This is a genomic window from Citrobacter sp. wls615 (assembly GCF_005281355.1).
Classification (GTDB): Bacteria; Pseudomonadota; Gammaproteobacteria; order Enterobacterales; family Enterobacteriaceae; genus Citrobacter; species Citrobacter werkmanii.
This window is the reverse complement of sequence record NZ_SZXM01000031.1, coordinates 1-1,294: the sequence shown is the minus strand read 5'-3', so window position 1 is coordinate 1,294 and position 1,294 is coordinate 1. Positions and strand designations below refer to the sequence as shown.

1 protein-coding gene is annotated in these 1,294 nt (G+C 53.4%); it reads right to left on the bottom strand.

What is annotated here, in order from left to right; all coding sequences use genetic code 11:
- Positions 1-54: 54 nt before the first annotated feature.
- Positions 55-1,188: a DDE-type integrase/transposase/recombinase gene (locus FDX04_RS12160; RefSeq protein ID WP_249935533.1), complete on the bottom strand. Its 1,134-nt coding sequence runs from the start codon at positions 1,186-1,188 to the stop codon at positions 55-57.
- Between the last annotated feature and the right edge of the window lie 106 nt (positions 1,189-1,294).

The following is a 1,294-nucleotide window of genomic DNA, read 5'->3' as shown; positions in this document are numbered from 1 at the left end:
TGTATGACCGGATACATAGGTGACAGATCAGACCGGGAACATAGGTAACACTTTTCAGTCTATCCGGAGCACACTCTCGGTTTTTCGGTCGTAGTACGCAAGTGTTATTCCATTAAAGATGATGGCCTCAAGGCCATCATCCTGTTCTTCCAGCATGATGTATTCGCCAGTCAGCGCTTCACTCAGGAATACCGTCCCCTTTTTCCCCATATAGAGTGTCCCCCTCGATTTCACCCTGTAAACCGTACCTCCTTCCGGATAAGCATATTCAGGAACACGGCCATCCCAGTGTCGGTTCGAGGGTTGCCATACCGTTCCGGGCGTTGCACCCGCCAGGGCTTCATGCGGCCTTTCGTGGTTAAATTCTTCCCGGTAGTCACTGAACCACCGCTGTTGTTCTTCCATCGTCATGAAGGTGTTGCCCTGTTTCACCGCACTTTTCAGCGAGCGGTGCATTCGCTCATGACGGCCATTTTCTTCCGGATGCCCCTTTCTGATACGCTCCGGCCTGATGCCCAGCTTGATTAGCCAGACGGCAAGACGACTTAATCCGGCTATCCCTGTTCCCGCGAAGGGCTGACCATTATCGGTTCTGAGTACTTCCGGCAGACCGTATTCCAGGAAGGCATCTGTCAGGCACTTTCTGACGAAGGGTTCGCTCTCCCGGTCTGTTCCCCGGCAGCTCAGAAGATACCGGCTGTGATTGTCGGTCAGGGTGAAGGGATGGCAGTACTCTCTGCTCAGCAGCCTGAACTTGCCTTTAAAATCAGCGCTCCAGACCTGATTGTTCTCGCTGATGGTCGTCAGGGGCTGGCGATTGCCCGGGGTTCTGCGTTTCCGCTTTTTATCCGGAACCAGGCCTTCGCGCTTGAGAATATCGCCGATAGTGCTGGCAGCAGGTACGGTAAAATCGACATGATGGTTGAGCATCCACATCCGCAGTTTTTTAGGGCCCCAGTCCGGGTGTTTTTGCCTCAGGGCCGTAAGTTGTGCAGCGATATAATCAGGAACTGTCCGGGAGTGGGAGTGCGGAACACGCGACCGGTCAGAGAGAGATGACAGGTCAGAGGGGTCAAAACGCTGAAGCCATTTGTAACCGGTTTTTCGACTGATGCCGAAGAGACGGCAAAGAGCGGAGAAAGAGTCCGTACCTGCATGGCAGGCACGGATAAAATCGAGGCGTTGCATAGGTCGGGTCTCAGTCCAGGGCATAGCGAGTCTCCTCTTCTATGCCAGTTATAACTGTTACCCATGTATCCGGTCTAAAGTGTTACCCATGTTTCCGGTTCATACC

Bases quoted from the DNA above. Each gene is read 5' to 3' on its own strand.
- FDX04_RS12160 (WP_249935533.1), bottom strand. From the start codon at position 1,188: ATGCAACGCCTCGATTTTATCCGTGCCTGCCATGCAGGTACGGACTCT.